Consider the following 16786-nt stretch of genomic DNA (forward strand, 5'->3'; position numbering starts at 1 on the left):
TTAGCAGAAAACCCGGCCATCTCCATCACCCTGTTTTTTTCCTATTTTTTAAAAAAGCGATAAAAAGAAGAAGCAACGGAATGATTACTTGAAACGGAAAATGCATTAAAATCGTAACAACCTGCAGCCCCTCTTTTAAGTGCTCAGCAAAATTGCTGGCAATCGCGAGCGATACAATTAAAACGACGAGTCCGATTGGATAAACAAGCTTCGAAGGCTTTTTAACGTTAAATAAGCTTGCCGCCCCTGAAACCGCTGCATATAAATATACGCCGATCTTGCAGAACCCGCCAATAATCAAGGCTAGCATAAAAAAAACATCAAGTCGTTCTAAAAAATCTGCTACCTGTATGCTCTGTATCGTTGAAAGAAGAGGAAATTGCGAACGTGAAGCAAGATCAACACCGAGTACGCTAATGTTAATGGCCATGGCAAGAGCTAAATTGATGCCGCTTAACCAGAGTGATGATATAGCCGTCACTCTCGCCTTTTTTGGATTATTTAAATAAGGCAAAATCGTCGTAAATGCAATCGCTTCTCCAAACGGAACATACAACGTTTGAGTAAATACGACTTTTATTACAGGCGAAATACCCTCTTCCAGCATTGGCTTTAAGTTATTGATGTCGATCAAACCCGATACGACAATTAGAATAAAGCCGGTTATGGCAAGCAAATAAATTAATACAAAAAGCAATTCCCCAGCCCGGGCCAATACTTCAATTCCCTTGCTTATTGTATAAACGATCGCCATCATCAATAATGCGTTCACGATGAACATCGGCGTATCCGGATAGGCGAAAGTCACCAGCATTTCCCCGAAATCCCGAAGCACCCGGGACGCGAGGTACGTAAAATAGAGAATGTATAATAAGGCAAGTGCCCTCCCTATCGCTTTTCCCATAATTTTTTGCATATAGATGGCCGGCGGAATGTTGGGGTAGTAATAATAAAGGCAGAGGTAAATTAAAAATAGGAAACAGCCGCCCGCCATTCCGAGGAGAATGGCCAGCCAGGCATCTTGCTTTACATCGATCGCAAGGGGAACCAATATCGCGCTACCTAGTTCAAACAATAATACGAGGACAAACAGCTGGTATGCGCTGAGTTTCGCCTTTTCCACCCTGTCACAACCTTTTTTAAGATCATTTAGCTATTTCCCGATATTAGAGCTATAAGGCTTGTTTCGTAAGCCCGTACGACGTACGAATGCTTCCACCTTGACGTTAACTTTTAATTTCGGGAAGTATTTGTCGTTCCAATCGAGTTTCATTTTTTTCCATTCATCCGGAGCGGAACGGTGAACCGCTTCGCCAAATCCGAAAATATCCGCTTTATTTTTCTGGGCAGCCTGAACAGCATCCTGTATCTCATGTTTGATTTCTTTTTTTAATACTTTTTCAATTTTTTTCAAGACACCCGGATCGGTTAAATTGACTGGAGCCCTTGCCTCGCCGATGTTTCCTTCTGCACGGACATGAATCGACATCCTGGGGTTGCCGTTTTTCATAGTGGCGGAGACGCTCGTTTTTTCGCGGATCACTTCATATGCAATGGCATCTTTTTTTTCTCTCCAATTGATGTTCACGTCCGTGGACTTGATTTTATTAAGAATCCATACAACTCCCCTGGCTCTTTTCCCGTTAAACCAATCGATTAGCTTTCCATCTTTAAAAACGCCAAGACCGTTAGTTTGCAAAATCGCTTCTGGAGATGAAACTTGGAGATTCTCCAGATTTTTCGCCTGCCTGGGATCCCCGTTTAACTGGATCCCAGTGATGACAGGCTCTTTTCCGTCAGAAACGAGCGACTTCATAACATCCTGAATGTTGGTGAAGATATTTTCCCCCCATCTATTTTCCGTCGTTTTTAATGTCTTGATGATTTTATTGGCCGGAATTTTATCGATGATTGTTAACGCCCTGCAAATATCCGCCGACTTCGTACCGCGAGCTATTACCAATGTCGCCGTATTTCGGAATTCAGGATCGCGATCAAACGCATCAAGAATGCTGTTGATTCCTTCTTTTTTGGCCAATTTTTCGCTAATAACAATAACGTTGGCATGTGCGTAATAGAGCCTTCTTGAGATTTTCGTAGACGCCCTCCGGCTTACTTCATCTAAATTGTCTCCAGTTGTGGAAAGAACAGAAACAGCCGTGCCCTGTCCGCCGCCTCCACCGGGTTGCTGGCTGCCAGCTACGTTTGATGGATTGACAATTTGCAACGTTCCAACATACCTTCCTTCTTTGTCTAGATCAATTCCAAAAGCTGCAATCAATGCCAGGTCGGTTAACTCCTTTTTGCTCCAGCATCCTGAAATGAGCGTAACGCCTATCATCATTAATAACATGACTATCCATTTACGAATCATCCCGATCACCTTTTTCAATCATGTTATTTACCATTCCACGGTTTTCAGGGGGGACTGGCCTTTGTCCCTTCCCCTCTCGAACATTATTTTTATTGCCGATCAATCTTGGTCTTTGCCTCAAGGTCCACCACGGCACCCGGACGACCGTATCTCCTGTATTTACTGGAATCAATGGAGCAAGCGGCGACATGTATGGAACGCCAAATGAACGTAGGCTGCACAAATGGACGATCAACATAATAAATCCGAGAATGATGCCATAAAAGCCAATCGTTGCTGCCGCGAGCATAAATAGAAACCGGACTAAACGGGCGGAGATCGCAATCGCAAATGATGGTGTGGCAAAACTGGCGATCGCCGTGATGGAGACAACAATCACCATGGCCGGTGAAACGATGCTAGCCTGCACCGCAGCCTGTCCGATAACAAGCGCCCCCACGATGGAGACCGCGGATCCAATGGCCCTAGGCATGCGAATTCCCGCCTCCCTTAAAATTTCAAGAGCCACTTCCATCATGAGAGCTTCAACAAGCGCCGGAAAAGGCACCGCTTCTCGCTGCGCTGCTATAGCGATGGCCAGCAACGTCGGGATCATCTCCTGATGGAATGTTGTAATCGCGACATATGAAGCGGGTCCGATCAAGGATATAAAAAAAACAAAAATTCGTAAAAATCGAATGGCCGTCGCTATATCATAACGAACATAATAATCATCGACAGACTGGAAAAATTGAATGAAAACCACTGGCACAAGCAGCACAAATGGAGTTCCGTCTACAAAAATCGCAACTCTTCCTTCCAGGAGATTTCCCGCGACCATATCGGGCCTTTCTGTATGGTAAAGAGTTGGAAAGGTTGTCATCGTCTGGTCTTCAATTAGCTGTTCAATATACCCCGACTCCAATATGCTGTCGATGTCAATACTAGTTAAACGTTTGCGCACTTCTTCGATGATTTCATCATTAGCGATTCCTTTTATATACATGATCGAAACATCAGTTTTCGTCACTTTGCCGATTTTAATTGACTCGAGCCATAAATTCGGGTTTTTTATGATTCGTCGCACCATGGCCGTATTGGTTCGGATCGATTCTGTAAAGCTAGATCTAGAACCGCGGACCGACAACTCGGTACTCGGTTCCAATATTGAGCGTTTTTCTCCGCCTTTCGTGCCAGCAATTATCGCTTCATTTGTTCCATCAATGATAATGATTGTTTCGCCCGACATTAATGAAACCAACAGCTCGTCCCATTTGTTTACCGTCTGGACGTTCCCGAGCGCAATTGTTTCTTCAGCAATGGTCTCTAGCACATTTTGCTTCGTCATTCGCTCTTTTAACGCACGATTATTCGTTATTGACTCAATTAAAAAATCATTGACCGATTCATCATTCACGATGCCTTCAACATAAACAATCGCCGCTTTGATTTCTGATTGAAAGCCAATGTTCAATATGCGGATAACTACATCCGTACTGTTTCCAGTCCTTTGTTTAATAATTTCAAGATTTCCAGCAAGCGTTTCACCCATGAACTGGGGCAATTTTTTGCTGTTTTTTTCGTCCTGATCATCCTTTTTTTCTTTCCGATTCTTGAAAAATGAAGGCATGGTCCATGATTTCCTTTCATCGGCTTTTATTTTCCATTTTCCCCTGCCAGTTATTGGAGTATACGAAATTTTTTATTCACTTCATAAATGAAAAATATCCCGGCTGCCTATTGGAATCCGGCATCAAGGCAAGTTTGTATAATACTGCAGCCTCTGAAAGGATAAAATAGACGGTGGAGAGTGATCAAAACATGAAAATTTTCGGCATTGCCATTTTGTTAATGGGATTATTAGCTGGCCTATCCCTTTGCATCGATATCCTGATGGGCTCTGACCTGATAACTTCCCTAAAAAATGCGTTAAGCCCCTTTCGTCTGATGGAACTTCCAGAATTAGTCCTTCTCTATTTTTTTATTTTTTTATTTCTAGTCAAGTCGGCAGTTTCACTATATCAAGGAAGAAAGAGCAAAACCAATTCCTAAATGCGAGAAAACCAATCGTTCAGCTGACGATTGGTTTTCTTATGTTACCAGATATATGGATATGCCGGGTAATAGTATGGAAATGGGAATAATGTGATTCCTGTAATTGATGCGAGCGGAAAAGTGGCGGGTTGATACCATTGATAGTAATACCACCATCTTCCACCGCCCCCCGGCCCCCAGGGTCCAACACCGAACGGACCAAAAAACCTTTGGTCTTCCGCCTCTTGCCTGCCCGGGTATTGTCCGCTTCCTCCATGGCCAGCTTGCTTTTTCGGGATAAGCATATACACATTTTGATCATCGACTTGATATATAATTCCATCCGTCTTTGTTCCATCTTGCATCGTTACGACCACATGGCAATACATATGCTGTTTGCAAAGCGAATGCACATGTCTCTCCCGTTCTTGTTCAACGTACTGTCCGTTTTGTTCACTCATCCACCATCACCCCTTTCTCCAACTATATTTATTTTTTATCAACAGATTTATGAATACCTGTTATGGGACGCTTGTCGTTCTGCACTACTCTTATTGTTGTTTTCCATCCATTCGTCAATTCAGTGCGGGTATCAATTATTTGGCGAAAGGTACAATTAAAAAGGTGTGCCAATATAAAGCACACCTTTTTCTGCAACATGACCAGAGCACAAATTAGAGGTAATGCGGAAAAGAAAGACTAACTAATTGACCTGATACACTTAAATCATCATTTAAGGTTGTATCTACACAGGCGACTAACGGCAAGACGATGGTAATGATTCCATCATGAAAGTCTATATCTATGCCGGAACATTGGTCGCCGCAATCTACGAATGTTTCAACACTATCATTGACCGTGTCGATGACAACCTTAAAACATATATCAAAACAATGTTGATTTGTGCAAGACATTGGTTTCCCCCCTTTATCCAACATACTATGTCGATTTTAAAAGGGAGAAACGGCATTTATATCAATCTATTTGCCTTTTTTATAATGGATAATAGTTTAGGAGGAGGATTTCTGACAGTGATTCGCCAGGTGGAAAAATGCTTCGATATGATCGCCGATAATTAGGGAGGTAGTTGGCGCTAATTCGCCTTTTTTCTTTGAAAAATGTTGACTTGGACGAGTTCGATTCATTTTATCCACTTCGATCCGATGAACATTCTGGACGATATGTCCGTTTAAAATGGCTTGAATTTGAGCGTAAACCGGTGTGGCGAGCGCTTCAAAGCCTATTTGTTCCACGCATTTTTTACTGAGTGCATGAGGAACCGCAACGGTAGAACCAGCCCCCAGATCCTTTCGTCCGCACGCCACATTGATCGCATATTTACAAGCTGTCACAATATGAAGCGGAGTGCGGCTAGTAAGATAATGATTTAAGTCATTGAGCGCTACATCGACTCCGCGTTCGACGGCGTGGACAAATGGAAACAGATCAACTGCAGGAATCACAAAATCTCCGTCCATAAAAAGCAAAATGTCACCGCTGGCAAAATAAGCCCCAACTGCTCTCCCCACATCATGGCCAAGTTTTTGCTTATAAACGATTACCGTTGCCCCGTATTGTCGTGCTACTTTTTCCGTTTTATCTGTTGAGCCATTTGCCACAACAATGATTTCAAACGGTTCTAATTTTCGGCATTCTTCTATAATAAAACCTATCACTTTCGCTTCATTTTGAGCGGGAATAATGATAGAGAGCCGGTTCTCCTCGTCATTCTCCGGTTGATGTCCCCAACCAGGAATGATGTTTGGTCCTGTCCTTACTCCATGAGACTTTAATCCTTCTACGATGTCCCGCCTTCTTCCTCCGTCAAAATGGCCGCCTCTTGGATCCCCCGACTGTTTGATCCAAAAAGAAATCGCCTCCAGATGGTAATCGATCATCCGTTTTTCGGAAATAGAACGTGCAGGACCGTTTGTTTCCGCCATCTTTTTTAAATACATTGAAACATCGCCGATTGGCAATTGATTGACGATTCTAAATGAGTACTGGATCATTTTAAAATAGGCAATGACCGGGTGGGCGAGATTATCTGCGTGAATCTTATCGACTACTTCTTTTGTCATCGCATAAGGAACGAATACAGTAGAGTCCATTTTCAAATCGGGGCGCCGAAAAAATTGGTTCGTCATTTGCGGGAAGACAACGGCTTCTTGAGGCTGCCCTTTTTTATAAAACCAATAATCCATTTTATTGATTGCCACGTCCGCTGTCCCTTCTATTAACGGTTGAAGAAATTTTTTTAATGTGCCTGCCGTAATCGCAACATCGGAAGGAACGAACAATAATATGTCTCCAGTAGCTTCTTTGGCGCCCAGTGCATGGCCTTTATGAGTTTCAAGATCATGGCAGGGAATAACCCGGCAGGCATATTTGGCTGCGGCCTTGATCGACTGTTCGCAAGCAGGATGGGCAACGACAATGATTTCATAAGGGGAAAGCTGACGGCAAGACTGAAGGGCCCGTTCAAATGCCGGTCTATCATCACAAACGGAAATAATTATAGATTGCTTTTTATCCAATTCTATACTCCTTTCTTATAATGAAAATGTCTAGGAAAACATTTTCTTAAATGCATAAACTTGCAAGCTGCTAATTTTCATGTAAAAAAATGCCTTCATTTTCTATGAAATGAAGGCAAAGGTTAACTGCGTTGTCTTTTTGCTAACACCCCGCGTGTATCGATGATCTTCTTTGCCCCTGAAAGGAGTTCATAATCAACGCCAGAGTGATCGGTCAGTATAAGGACAAGATCGAATACATTGAGTGTCATTTCAGACAATGGAATGGACTGATGGATGTTGCCGTCCAGCACAACTGATGGAATGTATGGATCATGATAGCAGACATTATAGTTTTCCGCCAAAAGCGTTTTGAATATTTTCAATGCAGGGGACTCTCGCACATCATTTACGTCTTTTTTATAAGTAAGTCCGATCACCAGTATATTCTTTTCATCCTCCTCAAGTGCATTTTTCACACGCTCTGCTACTTCTTTTGGCATATTGTCGTTAATTTCGCAAGCCGACTGAATCAGCTGGCTTGTAAGGCCATGTTGCCCGAGCTTCCATTGGAGATAGAGCGGGTCAACCGGTATACAATGACCACCGATGCCAGGACCCGGCCAATACGGCGTAAATCCAAAAGGCTTTGTTGAAGCAGCCTGTAATGATTCATAAAAATCAATGTTAAGTTTCCGGCATAATGTATCGATTTCGTTAACGAGCGAAATATTAACAAGTCGCTGGACATTCTCAAAAATTTTCGCTAATTCGGCGATTTTCGGCGAACTGACGGGCACGAGCTGATCAAAGATCGTTCCGTAAAACGACTTGATCTTTTCTAAACATTGCTTCGTCTGCCCACTCACAATTTTTGGAATGGACTTTAACGTAAAGTTTTTATTGGCGGGATCAATTCTTTCCGGCGAATAACATAGAAAAAAATCTTCCCCGACTTTCATGCCTTTTTTGGACAAAATGGGCAAAATCACATCTTCCATCGTTCCAGGATAAGTCGAGCTTTCATAAATCAATGTTTGTCCATTTTGGAGATGCTTTTCGATAAAATGGGTAGCCGAAACCATTGCTTCTAAATCCGGCTCGCCCTTTTCATTAATCGGTGTAGGAACGGTGATGATAATATAGGATGCTTGTTTTACTGATTCGCTTCCGTTTTCAGGAAGCATCGCTTTGAAACGTCCATTCATTCGTTCGGCGACTGTTGAATCAGAAACGTCGGGAATATAGCTTTTCCCCTTTTGGAGACTTTCAATTTTTCGAGGATCCATATCGATTCCGGCCACTTCGTAATTTTCACTGGCGATATGAAGGGCAAGCGGGAGACCGACATAGCCGAGGCCGATAACAGCAACCTTTTTTCGTTCAGCAGAATGATGATTTCCAAGGAACTCCCATTTTCTTTTTCCGTCCGTATATCCACATCGGTCATTTATGACATGAAAAAGATGGCCAAATGCTTCGACATGATCCCCCAGAATCCGATCCGTAGATGCCACCCGGCCTTTCACACGGATATGTTCTTTGCGCAGGCGGTTCGGCTTGATGACATCAACGTAATGTACGGGCTTCACGTTGAACCCTTCTAATAGGGCTTTCGCCTGGAATAGCGGAGGGTTCATTAAATAATCAAAACCTATCCTTTCAATTACGTTTCGGCGGATCGCATGCGGCACAGCGGTTAAAGAGTTCATCGTTAAATCGGGGCGCTTCAAGGCGCTATTTAACAAATATTTGGCAGCACTGACTGCATGAAGCGGCTGGTATAGGTCAAGTAAACATTCCAGGTCATTCAGCGCCACATCGACGCCATCCTCCGCCGCTTTTAAAAATGGAACGAGATCCTCAGCTTTAACGATAAAATCGCTGTCTATAAACAGGCAAATTTCGCCCGTGCTGTGCATCGCCCCAATGGCCCGCGGGATGTTATGGCCGAGTGGATCTTTAAATTCGACAATTTCAGCTCCCGCATCCATAGCTCGTTGTTTCGTCTGTTTATCTGCCCCATTTAATACGACAATGATTTCATCTACTCCTGCTTTCTTCACCTCATCAATAACGCCTTTAATTGTATCAGGCTCCTTGCCAGCCGGTATTATGGCGCTGAATTTCGCTTTCTTGTCACGCGGCTTGGAGGGTTGGGGATAATGGTGGAGAAAGGATCGGTTCCGGTTTCCGTCAGTCAGCCCTCCGCGCGGCCCTCTTTCAGCAATAAGCCTGGATATGGCCTGAAGATGGTCACCTATAATGACACTTGTTGAAAATGAAAACGGCGATCCTTCCATTTTCCCATGATGATTTGGGCGGATTTTATTTGTGCCGATGACATCAACGGAAGCTGGAGCGACGATTTTAAGTTGATTTAAGACCGCCATGGAATAGGCAAGTGGAGGACAAGCAAGAGCCCGCCATCCGATTTTCTCCAATGCCGTTTTCTTGATCGCATGTGGAATAGCTACCATCGATCCAATTGACAGATCCCCCCTGCCAAGCATATGGTTAACGGCAAACTTGGCGACAGCGGTTGGATGCGGGCGAATTTTCCGTTTAAGCGTCCAATCTAAATCATTTAGTGCAATATCCCATCCTTCTTCAATGGCTTTTATAAAAGGAATGAGCTGTTGATGCCCAATCACAATGTCCCCATCTACAAATAGAAGAATATCACCCTTTGCTGCTTTTGCGCCAATAGCCCTGCCGACATCAATTCCAAGAGGCTCTTTAAAATAAACTATGTTACATCCATAGTTTTCGGCAATTTCCCTGGAGCGATCTGTCGAACCATTAACAACGACGACGATTTCATAAGGCGCTAACTGTTGCAATTCTTCTAAAACAGGGGCGAGAGTGGCTTCTTCGTTTTGAACCGGAATGATGATAGATACGTTCATTTGCTTCTCTCCCTTCGATTTTCATTGAGTGTTTTTATCAGTCTATTGATCTTCTTCACTCAAGTAATACTAATGTATACAGTGAGAGAAGGTTCGTGCTCGGACAGAAATACAATCTAGTGAAAATGGTTATTTGATGCTAGTTTCACCGTGATAAATACTAGAAGAATCATTCTTTCATTTTGCATAACATGATGAAAAGAAATTTTATGAGGTGAGGAAATGGCACAGATACATTTACAATGCATACAAATGAGGAGCAATAAAGCCGGTTGGCTGGGAGCGAAAAATGAAGAAAATGAAGGAATGGAGATTTTTTATACCGAAGATGGCGCCTCGAATTGGAAAAACGTGACACCCGAACATTCGATGATTCGATCAATGTTTTTTTTCGGGCTGGAGACTGCCTATTTATTTGGCTATGTTTCGGTAGAGGGAATTTTATCGCCGACTGTATTTTTTACACACAATAAAGGGAAAAGCTGGGGGCATTCTCTTCTCCCAATCGAAGAAGATGGAAGACCATTAAGCGCTTTCATTGATTTTAGCTGCAAAAAAAATGGTTGGCTATTGGCTTCAAGTGATCCTTTCTCTACTATATTGTACAGAACCCGGAATGGCGGCAAAACATGGGGAAAAGTTGGACATGTCCCGATTGCGGGTGTCCCGGTTGGAATTCGATTCATCAATGAAATGGACGGCTGGGTAGCTGTAAAAGCTCAGAGCAATCCCTCGTGCTTATATAAGACGAACAATGGGGGAAAGAACTGGAGATTGGTGAACTTGCCATTTCTATCAGAAGAGACTTCCCCGGCGCAGGCGATGACCTGTTTCAAACCGGTCTCTTTAGATGATCTGCTTATCGTTCCTGTCATGACGGATGATGGTTCAACAAAGTCGCTGATGTTCTTTACTTCTCATAATCTTGGGCAAACATGGAAGGCTTCAAACGAGATTCCTTTTACTGGAGGAGGCGCTCTTTCATTTATTGATGCACACCACGGCCGGGCGATTGATGCAGAGGCCGGAGCCGTCTATAAGAGCAAGAAGGAGTTCAAAAAGTGGGAGATTTGGACGCAAGCGGATCTTCTCAAAGGGACGCGCTGCCTCCATTTTACAGATCCACACAATGGATGGGCATGCTCGAAGAAATCCATTCTTCATACAAAAAACAGGGGGAAGAGTTGGGAGGAAATTCAATTTACCATCCATTAATTATAGGGGAAACTTCCCTCGGGCTGCCGGTGACGTGATCGGCAGCCTTTTCATGAATCAAAAACGATGTTCGTCTGTTTCAATCCAAACCTATCAAAATCTGAATCTATCTATCCTTTAAAAAATCCTTTTTTGATAGATGTAGAATAAACGACAGATGGCAGGCATCTGTCGTTTTAAGCGTAGATAAATTAAACGATTCGATTATTTTACCGCATGCCAGATTGTCCATCGGTCTTTTTCAACAATTGGTTCTCCCGGCTTAAAATTCTGCCTTTTAATGTACACTGCAAGTTCTTCAAGTTGGCGATCCGTTAGTTCGTGCAAAATTGAACGGCCGGTTCGGTTCATGAGATCTCTGACTAATTCCTCTATGTCATTATAAGTTTTTCTAACTTCCCAAAGTTTGTATTCTTTGCTATCTTTGAACCCTGCTTCTTGCAATGCATCGCGTACTTTCTCGCTTGAATGTCTTCTTAATGTTTCTTTACGGATCAAAGGAGGGAACTTTTCAAGAAAATAACCTCTGATGTGGGATTTGCTTCCTTCCACCAAGCAATCTTCAGGTGTTCGGTCTTGAATGATGCATATGCCACCAGTTTTTAAAACGCGGTAAATTTCATTGGCGCACAAAGTTAAATCTTTGATGTGATGGATGACGGCTCTTTCTAGGACAATGTCAAACCGGTCATTTTCCAATTTTGTATCCAATGCATCGCCCAATCGAAAGTCGATATTCGAATATCCTCTGCAGTTCTCTTTCGCCGATAATAGTTGCTGTCTTGAAAAATCCACCCCTGTAACCGATGAGGCCCCCATCATGGCAAGCGCCTTCGTATAGATTCCGCCGCCGCAGCCAATGTCCAAAACTTTTTTGCCTTTAACATCACATAAATCATTAATTTTTTTTACCCAAGTTGGATCCGCTGCCCTTGTCGAATAGCTTGAACGATTTTCCCTGCTATGAAAATCGATGGCCATATGAATCGCCTTCTTTCATTTCATCTATTTTCATTTTAACCAAATCCTTTACATAATTAAATGTTTTTTACTTTATGATTATTGATAACTTTTTCTTATGAAATTATAAAAACGACCACCCGCTCAATTGGGTGGCCGTCTGCATCATTATTTCTTTAATCCCATCGTTTTTTTCAGCGCATTGAAAATATGGGTATTTTCATATATGCCTTCAAATTGTTTGGCACCGGCGCCAGTCGCCGTTAAAGGCACAGTTACTCCGCCATGGCCAGTCGTCGTCCAGTCAATCGTGAACTGATTCGTGCTGTTAGCTACTTTGAACGGCCCGTCTTCCTTCGAAATTCCATCGCCGGATTCATCTTTCCCGTCTACTTCTTCAATCGTGAGACCGCCGCACTCATGGTCGGCCACGACAAGGACTAACGTATCTGGATGTTTTTTTGCATATTTTTTCGCAACTTCCACGGACTGATCTAGTTGCCTGCCCGCTTTAATCATTTTCTCCGCATTGTTTTCATGGGACATTTCGTCGATTCCTTCTTCCTCTACCATTAAAAAGAATCCTTTTTTATTCGCTGAAAGCGTGTCGATGGCTTTTTTCGTCATTTCCGGCAGCGGCACGACAGGGTCGTATACGTCTCCCTCGCCTTCTGGCCGTTGTTCAAACATTTCTTCATTCGCAAAAAGTCCTAAAAGTTTTTTGCTGTTCGTTTTCTCTAGTTCCTCTTTATTCGTCACATATTGATAGCCCAGTTTTTGCGCTTTTTTTACTAGATTGCCCTCTGTTCCTTTACTTTGCTCGGATTCATCTTTTGCCGAATGGTCTTCAAATTTGCCCGGTTCGCCAGCCGGGTACCAATAATCTTCTCCTCCGCCAAGAAGCACATCCACTTTGCTCTTTTCAATGTATTGTTTGGCAATATCGCTCTGCTTCTTGCGATCGGTTACATGGGCGCCAAACGCGGCCGGGGTGGCATCTGTGATCTGGCTCGTTGTCACCAGACCCGTTGACTTGCCTGCATCATGTGCCATTTCAAGGATTGTTTTCACTGATTTTTTATTCGGATCCACTCCGATGGCTCCGTTATATGTCTTGACACCAGTAGCCATCGCTGTTGCAGCGGCTGCTGAATCCGTCACGGCGGATGTAGAGCTTGTATGGACGATTCCGGCATACGGCATATCGTCCATTGCAAGTTTTCCTTTTTGTCCAACAGTAGCAAGCCGGATCGCTTCACGGTGAGCCGCCCCCATTCCATCTCCTACAAAGAGAATGACATTTTTCGCCTTTTCAGGATGATGAAATTTTGCTTTGTTCGGTCCGTGGGCATCGGTAATCTGGCTCAATCCAAGCCCTGCAATTGCCGCAAGAGATAATACAGCACCCGCCATTGCTTTCTTCTTAACCACTCGTACCACTCCACTCCTTAAGATTTTTTCTTTCTACCATCACTATAAAAGAGTTTTATTAAGGCCAGGTTGAGTGATTGTAAAGGATCATTTAAAAAACACCTCCGGAATGAAGGTGATTATTTCCACGTCAAGCTTGTAAGTAACTGATGCTTAAATAGGCTTACTAGAAAATCTACATAGAAATCTTTCCTGACGATCATTTGATATTCGTGGTCCGGATAAGGATAAAACAACACGTCCGTATATGTATCGTTTTTATCAAAAAAATCGCGGATTTCGTGCAGCTTTCTGACAACCTCTTCTGTTTTCGCTTTCATAAAAAATTCAAAATCGTCCCCGTTCATTTGCTCTTTAATGGAAAGATCATTTTGGTCATACTCATAAGCGATCATTATTTCTGCCTCCCAAATTTTACTTACTTCCTTTATAACGCAATCAAGCCTGCTTTACAAATTCATTTCCTTTTCACAGGGACTGTAGTAGAGTTAAATTAAAACAACGCTGATAGATCAGGAGGGGCTTAGGAATGAAAAGAACGGTCATGCTGGCGGGACATGCGAAGCTTCCACAGGGGATGGCGGCAAGCGACGTTTATCATACGTTAACGGTTACGCTCGAGGCAGATTTAAAATATTGGGTCATTATCGATGCTTCTTGTACACTCGCAACTGGGCACGCCCAGGATTTTCTCGGGCAGCTGCTGAAAGGGCATAGTTTACTTGATGGTGTCGAACCGATTGTGGAGGCAATTGGGAGCCATTATTACGGCAAGGCTCAATCCGCATTAATTGCCGCCATTAAAGATGCTTATAAACAGTACGTTTATATTAAAGAGCAATCCGGATCTTTTTTATAAAAAACAAGCCCTGTTTATTCATCTTCTGAATAACAGGGCCATCATAAATATTCTTCCACTTTCATCTGTTTCTCCTATTCTTCGTGTTTTCTCATGCAATGCTCGCATTCGTAAATGTATGATTCATGTTGCTCTTCGATCTCACACCCACATTCCCGACAAACTTTCTTTGGCAAGTTACGGTAAAATTCCAATGTCACCATGTTTGATTCCTCCTCTGTTTCGTTGTTGCACCCATTGTACTATAACAACTTTGATAATTCAATACCTGTTACACTATTTTTTAAAAAAATTTAGAAAACTTAATTTTTTGCAGCGTAGATCAAATCAAAGGCTGAACGCAAGCCCTATAACCAAAGCACAAAAAGGCGAATCAGATCAAGCTGGTTCACCTTTTGTACGAACTATTTATTTTTTATGGGGATATAAATTGTCATTACCACACGCTGTTGCTCCATGCTTTTTGTAAGATCGGTTATTTCAAAATCAGGGCCTTCCCTTCTTTCATACTGGCTATTCGGCAGCCATACTCCATAAATATAGTCCCTGATGGAAGGCACTTCATCCGTATTCGGAAAGGTTGCATATAATCCGGCCGGCAATTCCACAATAGTGAATCCTTCCACTGTTACTCTGGTATCTCGGTCGACCTCCCCTCCTATTACAAAAGAGAATTCTCCCTCATCCTGGAAACGGCATGCGACGCCATACGCTTGATCGGGGGTTTTATCAGGAACTTTCAAATAATGCTCATTTACTCTAAAATCTTCATAAAAACCCGGGATCTCTTTATAATGCCGGCCATCGTTCAAGTTGGTTTTATATTCGCATCCGTAAATGTGTCTAGTTTCCAATTCTTTAAAAACTGGTTTAGGAATCATCAAATCATCTCCTTTTCGTTTATTGAAATCTAAAAAATTCAATTTGTTTTGAAATGAAATGCACCCGGGATTTTTTCTATACTTCGCCGGAGTGATTCCAAAAAGATCTGTAAATGCACGGGTAAACGCTTCCTGTGACTGATATTGATAATCAAAAGCGATATCAATGATTCTTTCATCAGATTGTGCCAGGCGTTTCGCCGCCTCGCTTAACCGCCTTTTTCGAATATAACCTTGCGTGGAAAACCCGCTGATCGCTTGGAACAATCGTTGAAAATAAAAGGGAGAAAATCCTGCTTCCAGAGCGATTTCTTGAATGGCCAACGGTTCTTTCAACTTTTCTTCGATCAAATCCACTCCCGCTTGAATGCGTTTATAATAATCCAAAATGTTCACCGTCCTTGTTTTCATCATACATTACGATTTAGCCTCTTTTTTGATTTTTTGTGCTATTGGCTAATTTTTCATTTCAAATCCGTCGTTTTTGGAAAAGGAAAAGGGCTGTCCAGAAAGTCATTGAAACGTGACTTTTTGTGACAGCCCCTTGCAGTGTGTAGCAGAAGTTAGTTTTGAATCCGATTTATTGTCATTACATACTTTTTGTGCCATTCTTCCCATTCACCTTTTGGAAAGTCCATTACATGACCATTGAGCAAAGCCTTCAAAACATCCAGGCAAACATGCCAACCTGCTAAATCTTTTGGAGTATGGTCAGTTAATGTGCCGATCCATTCATTCAAAACGAGCAGGCATCCGTCTGGTTTTTCCGATAGTTCAAAGCGAACCCGATCTGCACCCCAGATGAATTCGAGGACGGATAAGGGCTTGAAGTCCAAAATTTCCATATCAATTAATGTTCCCGACCCATCCTTCATATCAAAGTGAATGGTTCCTCCCTTTCGAAGATCCTTCACTTGCAGATTCGGCATCCATTTTTCCAGTATTTCATTCTCCGTCAAAGCTGCCCACACTTGTTCGACCGGATGCTCGAATAGCCGTTCAAAGCGGGCAATATACCCATCTTCAACTTTTTCAATTGTTGCTAGCATTTTCATCTTCCTCCTTTTAAGAAAGCTTGCCAACGATCGGTATTACATCTCATTAACCGTCACAAACTGATACCCTTTTTCGATAAAGAGCTTAAGATCCCTTCAATCGTTTTCAATTCGTTTCCTGTTTGATCATATATCGGATGAAGCAAAATGATCGATCCGGGTTTCACCTGTTGATTCACGTCATCGACCTTGTCGGCAACTGAAGAATAAAAAGTGCTTCACGCGATTGTTTTCATATAGGAGTACATCAAGCTTATTGCTATTGGCGGCCGAAAGTCGCACTCTCTTTTATCGCCTGTTTTGGATCAAGTCATTCGTCTTTTTCATTTCACTCTTTCCTGACGAAAATGATAAATTGCTAATAACCCATTTGAAAAGTGACAGTGCCCAATTACCTTTATTGTATTGAAAATATGAAAATAGTTCTACATCAGGGCTTCTTGTAAATGTTCTATCGGACAAAATTTTACCTCCGGCCGAAGCCACTGAAAAAGTTCCTTTTAATAAAAAACTAAAATTTTTGAAAAACCAAAACCCAAAAAAACAGTATTTTTCACTTAGGAAGTGGGGGAT

The 16786-nt window shown here is 42.5% G+C and carries 17 protein-coding genes and 1 pseudogene; 3 read left to right on the plus strand and 15 right to left on the minus strand.

Going from position 1 to position 16786, the window contains the following annotated elements; translation table 11 throughout:
* Positions 1-25: 25 nt before the first annotated feature.
* Genes H538_RS0122680 through H538_RS0122690 form a run of 3 tightly spaced genes read right to left on the minus strand, consistent with a single transcriptional unit; the run spans position 26 to position 3983 of the window.
* Complete coding sequence (locus tag H538_RS0122680; RefSeq protein WP_026679528.1) at positions 26-1123, minus strand: GerAB/ArcD/ProY family transporter; 1098 nt, start codon at positions 1121-1123, stop codon at positions 26-28.
* Positions 1124-1153: 30 nt separating this feature from the next.
* Positions 1154-2374: a Ger(x)C family spore germination protein gene (locus tag H538_RS0122685; RefSeq protein WP_026679529.1), complete on the minus strand. Its 1221-nt coding sequence runs from the start codon at positions 2372-2374 to the stop codon at positions 1154-1156.
* On the minus strand, positions 2364-3983 hold the full coding sequence (locus H538_RS0122690; RefSeq protein ID WP_026679530.1) for a spore germination protein: 1620 nt from the start codon (positions 3981-3983) through the stop codon (positions 2364-2366). Before H538_RS0122690 ends, H538_RS0122685 begins: the two co-directional genes overlap by 11 nt.
* A 191-nt stretch (positions 3984-4174) precedes the next feature.
* Between H538_RS0122690 and H538_RS27235 the strand changes: the two genes are divergently transcribed.
* Positions 4175-4405 carry a YczF family membrane protein gene (locus H538_RS27235; protein ID WP_026679531.1) on the plus strand — a complete coding sequence of 77 codons (231 nt, stop codon included), beginning with the start codon at positions 4175-4177 and terminating at the stop codon, positions 4403-4405.
* A gap of 44 nt (positions 4406-4449) precedes the next feature.
* Here the strand turns inward: H538_RS27235 and H538_RS0122705 are convergent, their stop codons facing one another.
* The 5 genes and pseudogenes from H538_RS0122705 to H538_RS27225 form a co-directional block, all read right to left on the minus strand.
* Entirely contained in the window at positions 4450-4848 is a 399-nt protein-coding gene (locus tag H538_RS0122705) for a hypothetical protein (RefSeq protein ID WP_026679532.1), read from the minus strand.
* Between the two features lie 213 nt (positions 4849-5061).
* Entirely contained in the window at positions 5062-5301 is a 240-nt protein-coding gene (locus H538_RS0122710; RefSeq protein ID WP_026679533.1) for a hypothetical protein, read from the minus strand.
* Between the two features lie 96 nt (positions 5302-5397).
* Positions 5398-6924, minus strand: a complete 1527-nt coding sequence (locus H538_RS0122715) for a glycosyltransferase family 2 protein (RefSeq protein WP_035352074.1) — start codon at positions 6922-6924, stop codon at positions 5398-5400.
* A 122-nt stretch (positions 6925-7046) separates the two neighbouring features.
* Positions 7047-8357: a nucleotide sugar dehydrogenase gene (locus H538_RS27220; protein ID WP_081412790.1), complete on the minus strand. Its 1311-nt coding sequence runs from the start codon at positions 8355-8357 to the stop codon at positions 7047-7049.
* A 372-nt stretch (positions 8358-8729) separates the two neighbouring features.
* Positions 8730-9812: pseudogene (locus H538_RS27225) on the minus strand (glycosyltransferase family 2 protein); the annotation flags it as partial.
* Positions 9813-10034: 222 nt separating this feature from the next.
* Between H538_RS27225 and H538_RS0122725 the strand changes: the two are divergent.
* On the plus strand, positions 10035-11027 hold the full coding sequence (locus H538_RS0122725) for a WD40/YVTN/BNR-like repeat-containing protein (RefSeq protein ID WP_026679535.1): 993 nt from the start codon (positions 10035-10037) through the stop codon (positions 11025-11027).
* A gap of 204 nt (positions 11028-11231) precedes the next feature.
* Here the strand turns inward: H538_RS0122725 and H538_RS0122730 are convergent, their stop codons facing one another.
* From H538_RS0122730 to H538_RS0122740, 3 genes are all read right to left on the minus strand, one after another.
* Complete coding sequence (locus H538_RS0122730; RefSeq protein ID WP_026679536.1) at positions 11232-12008, minus strand: class I SAM-dependent methyltransferase; 777 nt, start codon at positions 12006-12008, stop codon at positions 11232-11234.
* A gap of 147 nt (positions 12009-12155) precedes the next feature.
* On the minus strand, positions 12156-13418 hold the full coding sequence (locus H538_RS0122735) for an alkaline phosphatase (protein WP_026679537.1): 1263 nt from the start codon (positions 13416-13418) through the stop codon (positions 12156-12158).
* Between the two features lie 119 nt (positions 13419-13537).
* Positions 13538-13813 carry a hypothetical protein gene (locus tag H538_RS0122740; RefSeq protein ID WP_026679538.1) on the minus strand — a complete coding sequence of 92 codons (276 nt, stop codon included), beginning with the start codon at positions 13811-13813 and terminating at the stop codon, positions 13538-13540.
* Between the two features lie 134 nt (positions 13814-13947).
* On the opposite strand from H538_RS0122740, the gene H538_RS0122745 reads away from it, so the two are divergent.
* Complete coding sequence (locus H538_RS0122745) at positions 13948-14277, plus strand: DUF3870 domain-containing protein (protein ID WP_035352078.1); 330 nt, start codon at positions 13948-13950, stop codon at positions 14275-14277.
* Between the two features lie 74 nt (positions 14278-14351).
* On the opposite strand, the gene yhfH is transcribed toward H538_RS0122745, so the two are convergent.
* From yhfH to H538_RS27030, 4 genes are all read right to left on the minus strand, one after another.
* Positions 14352-14480 (minus strand): protein YhfH, encoded by a 129-nt coding sequence (gene yhfH / locus H538_RS25925; protein WP_081412789.1) that lies wholly within the window; start codon positions 14478-14480, stop codon positions 14352-14354.
* A gap of 201 nt (positions 14481-14681) precedes the next feature.
* Positions 14682-15545: an AraC family transcriptional regulator gene (locus H538_RS0122755; RefSeq protein ID WP_026679540.1), complete on the minus strand. Its 864-nt coding sequence runs from the start codon at positions 15543-15545 to the stop codon at positions 14682-14684.
* Positions 15546-15721: 176 nt separating this feature from the next.
* Positions 15722-16207 carry an SRPBCC family protein gene (locus H538_RS0122760; protein ID WP_026679541.1) on the minus strand — a complete coding sequence of 162 codons (486 nt, stop codon included), beginning with the start codon at positions 16205-16207 and terminating at the stop codon, positions 15722-15724.
* Positions 16208-16266: 59 nt separating this feature from the next.
* A complete protein-coding gene (locus tag H538_RS27030; protein WP_281172222.1) occupies positions 16267-16392 on the minus strand; it encodes a hypothetical protein in 126 nt (41 codons plus the stop codon).
* Positions 16393-16786: the final 394 nt, after the last annotated feature.

This window comes from Fictibacillus gelatini DSM 15865 (genome assembly GCF_000430745.1).
GTDB classification, from domain to species: Bacteria; Bacillota; Bacilli; order Bacillales; family Fictibacillaceae; genus Fictibacillus_A; species Fictibacillus_A gelatini.

Coding starts and splice junctions, on each gene's coding strand:
- H538_RS0122730 (WP_026679536.1), bottom strand. CDS start 12,008: ATGGCCATCGATTTTCATAGCAGGGAAAATCGTTCAAGCTATTCGACA.
- H538_RS0122725 (WP_026679535.1), top strand. CDS start 10,035: ATGGCACAGATACATTTACAATGCATACAAATGAGGAGCAATAAAGCC.
- H538_RS0122710 (WP_026679533.1), bottom strand. CDS start 5,301: ATGTCTTGCACAAATCAACATTGTTTTGATATATGTTTTAAGGTTGTC.
- H538_RS27235 (WP_026679531.1), top strand. CDS start 4,175: ATGAAAATTTTCGGCATTGCCATTTTGTTAATGGGATTATTAGCTGGC.
- H538_RS0122685 (WP_026679529.1), bottom strand. CDS start 2,374: ATGATTCGTAAATGGATAGTCATGTTATTAATGATGATAGGCGTTACG.
- H538_RS0122705 (WP_026679532.1), bottom strand. CDS start 4,848: ATGAGTGAACAAAACGGACAGTACGTTGAACAAGAACGGGAGAGACAT.
- H538_RS0122740 (WP_026679538.1), bottom strand. CDS start 13,813: ATGATCGCTTATGAGTATGACCAAAATGATCTTTCCATTAAAGAGCAA.
- yhfH (WP_081412789.1), bottom strand. CDS start 14,480: ATGGTGACATTGGAATTTTACCGTAACTTGCCAAAGAAAGTTTGTCGG.
- H538_RS0122760 (WP_026679541.1), bottom strand. CDS start 16,207: ATGCTAGCAACAATTGAAAAAGTTGAAGATGGGTATATTGCCCGCTTT.
- H538_RS0122690 (WP_026679530.1), bottom strand. CDS start 3,983: ATGCCTTCATTTTTCAAGAATCGGAAAGAAAAAAAGGATGATCAGGAC.
- H538_RS0122745 (WP_035352078.1), top strand. CDS start 13,948: ATGAAAAGAACGGTCATGCTGGCGGGACATGCGAAGCTTCCACAGGGG.